The organism is Haloferax sp. s1, assembly GCF_058382125.1.
Genome location: NZ_JBZRPK010000331.1, coordinates 1 through 3194, shown reverse-complemented (window position 1 = coordinate 3194; position 3194 = coordinate 1). Strand labels below are relative to the sequence as shown.

General features: G+C 62.3%; 4 protein-coding genes. All 4 read right to left on the bottom strand.

The genetic code is table 11. The annotated features are described in order from the left end of the window. Positions 1-251: 251 nt before the first annotated feature. A complete protein-coding gene (locus QT222_RS03830; protein WP_004058670.1) occupies positions 252-473 on the bottom strand; it encodes a DUF7557 family protein in 222 nt (73 codons plus the stop codon). A 223-nt stretch (positions 474-696) separates the two neighbouring features. Then, positions 697-1086, bottom strand: coding sequence for a VOC family protein (locus QT222_RS03825; protein ID WP_491476361.1), 390 nt, complete (start codon positions 1084-1086; stop codon positions 697-699). 41 nt (positions 1087-1127) lie between these two features. Beyond that, positions 1128-2546 (bottom strand): RecJ family nuclease, encoded by a 1419-nt coding sequence (gene recJ, locus QT222_RS03820; RefSeq protein WP_491476360.1) that lies wholly within the window; start codon positions 2544-2546, stop codon positions 1128-1130. A 142-nt stretch (positions 2547-2688) separates the two neighbouring features. Next, positions 2689-3194, bottom strand: a 506-nt coding sequence (locus tag QT222_RS03815) for an MFS transporter (protein ID WP_491476359.1), incomplete at its 5' end; no start/stop codon positions are given.

Genomic DNA, 3194 nt, shown 5'->3' with positions numbered 1-3194 from the left:
CGTCTCACCGAGGTCGATCGTTGATGCGACACCGATGTGGCCTGTCCGAACCACGAAGAGGCCTAGAAACGCGCAAAAATAATCCATCCTCCGAAGTTCTGACTGTCTGTGTTTATCGGATTCTGTATAGCGCGTATTGATTTATCAGGGGCTAACGGACGAACGGTGATTTTACTGACGGCTAACGGTCGAAACCCGGTGATTCCACTCGCAGTACGTCTCAGATGCCGAAAATTGAGTGACGCAGCACGTCACTCGATGAGTGGACTGTCCACGCGGGCGGCGAGAAGTTCGCTCGCCGTAAAGGTGGAAACCAGTTCGTTGATTAGTTCGTCGTACGACTCCTCGTCCTCGCACAGCGCATCGAGTCGCTCGACGGTTCGACGGTCCAGTTCGACCGTCTCTGTTTGTACCTCCGGTTCGTAGCCAACCGGGTAGTCGTATTCGAATCTGTTTGTTCTCGCGGACGCCATCGTCTTACCCCGAACCGGCCATGCGGACCGGTATCATGTCATACACAAGCATCCAATATGAGGATTTCGCGCATTTCAACGGGTGAGACTGGGGTGTTGTGGCTTCGATGAGGTCCGTTGGCTCTTAGGGAATAAACCCTATAATGCGATATAGAAAACGGATCGCTCACTCACAATCGGACGATGGCGTTAGTATCTAGCTTCAGAAACAGCAGAACTACACTTACCAGTGACTCGCGCCGCTCTCGCGAAGTCGCGACTCCCGCCAGCACGTTACTTCGAGTTCGTTTCCGTCGGGGTCTGTGAAATAGAGACTCGTATCGGTGTCGCGGAAGCCGATTCCCTCCTCGTTGAGTCGTTCGCGGAGCGAGTCCAGAAACGACTCCGGTGCGGCGAACGAAACGTGGCCCGGCCGCACGTCGTCGCCCTCGGCTGTCTCGGCAAGATTGAGTGATTGCCCTTGTCCGACGCGAACCCAGTGGTACGTTCCGTCTGCTGGGTTTCGTTTGTCCACCGACGGCAGACCGAGTACCTCGGTGTAGAACGAGACCGCTCTTTCGAGGTTCGAGACGGGAAGGGCGACGTGGTCGAATCCGTAGACGCCGTGTGCCATTGCCGACACTCTCGTGGCCGTAGAATAGTTGTTTGTGGCTCCTACCCTAACTGCTCGCCGACGATGCGGTCGGCTTCGGCGATAAACGCCGCCACTTCACCCTTCGGAATCGTCGCGCCCGCGGCAACGTCGTGACCGCCACCGTCGCCGCCGACTGCACGGGATGCCTCGCGCATGACAGCAGAGAGGTCGAGACCGTTTCTGACCATCACGTACGACCCGCGCGAGGAGACCTTCACGTCGCCGTCTTCGTTCTCGGCGAAGGCCAACACCGGAATTCCGTTTCGCGTCGCGTTGGTACCAACGGCCATCCCCGCGACGATGCCGACGATGGTCTCGCGTATCTCGTCGCCCGCGTCGAACCACTGGAGGTTTTCTTCCACACTCACGCCGTGTTCTTTCACCCACTGAAGCCCGTTCGAGAGGTTTTTGCGGTGATTTCGAAGGAGCCTGCGCGCCCTATCGAGTGCGCGGTCGCGCTCGCCGAGACAGACTGCGAGACCCACGTCCGCCCGGTCGTAGCGCGCCGTCGCGTTCAGGAGCGTCGAAAACTCGCTCACGTCGCGAAGTTCGGTTCCTTCTTTCTCGCGGGAGAGTACGTAGGTCGTCCCTACGAGGTCGTCGATGCGCGAGGCGGGAACGCCGCTGGCGATGGCGCGGCGCATCAGTGCGCTGGCGAGCGTCTGTCGCTCGTCGCCGGTGAGGTCGACCCACCGTTTCCACTCGCCGTCGTCGTCACGGCACGGAACGTCGAGTTCGGTCAGGAACTCGATTGCGCCGGCTTCGTTGTTCGAGATGCCGGGGATGCGAACGTCAGTCGCATACTGGAGCAGCTTTGGGAGGGCACGGGTCTGGCGACCGTAGATACGAAGGTCGGTTCCTTCTTCGACGACGCCGGCTTCGACGCCCTCGTCGACGATGCCCGTGTTGGCTCCGTGGAGTTCGCCGTTCGAGTCCTGCATGTCGCCCACCGCCCCGACGACCGCGAGAGCCGCGAGGTCTCGATTGTCTCCGCCCGCCGGTTCGAGCGCGCGAGCGAGGACGTAACTCGCGCCTGCCCCGGAGAGTTCGGTCGCGCCGTCGAGTCCGAACCGAAGCGGGTTCAGGTGGTGTTCGGTCTCGACGCCGTCGGCGGGTTGGTGGTGGTCAGCGATGACCGGGTGGAAGTCGCCCGCGTCCTCGTACTCGACGATGATATCGAGTGGGCCACTGCCGAAGTCGGTGAAGAGAACGGTGTCGTAGTCAGTGGCGGCGATATCGGCGACGGCCGCCTCGTCGAGTTGGCGACAAAACACCGTCTCGAACGGGATTCCGGCGCGTTCGAGTGCCGCCGAGGCGATGCCAGCGCTCGTCAACCCGTCGGCGTCGATGTGCGAGGCGAGAAGCACCCGGTCGGCGTCGCGGAGTCGGTCCGCACACGCCGCTGCGTGCTCGGTGAGTTCGGGGACGGGTCCGTCCATCAGTTCGATACTCACGTCGTCACCGGCATAAACGCTGGTAGTTCGGTGGTGATACTCCACGGTCGGACGTCGTCGTACATGGGCCGGGATTGCGCCGTTTCAGTACAAAAATGTCCGCCAGCAATGGACACGGGGGTGCTTTTCAGAGTCGCCGTCTCACCACGAACAGGAGCGCGGTCGCAAGGACCGTCGAGGCTGCGACGAGCGCCCATCCGGCCCCGTAGCCGACGAACTGGACTACGGTTCCGAAAAGTGGCGGTGCGAGCAGGCCGCCGATGTTGAGCGCGGTTTGTCCGCCGGCAGTCGCTGCTCCAATGTCGCCGTCGTCGACGACGGCGCTCAGACACGAGTAGAAGACACCGGTCGAACCGTGGATGGTGAGGCCGAGCGCGACGAACACGGCGACTGAGAGCGCGAGCGACCCGCCCGTCACCGCGAGGAGGGCGAACAGACCGACGGAACCGGCGAGTTGGACGAGCGCGACTGTCGCCGCCCCGCGCGCCCCGCCGAGTCGGTCGGCGAGGCTTCCGGCACCGATGCGGCCGATACTGCCGGTCACCTGCGTCGCCGCGAGGACGCCGCCGGCGATAGCGGGACCCTGCTTGACCACGTCCTGCACGTAGAGAACGGTGTAGCCGGGCAACGAGA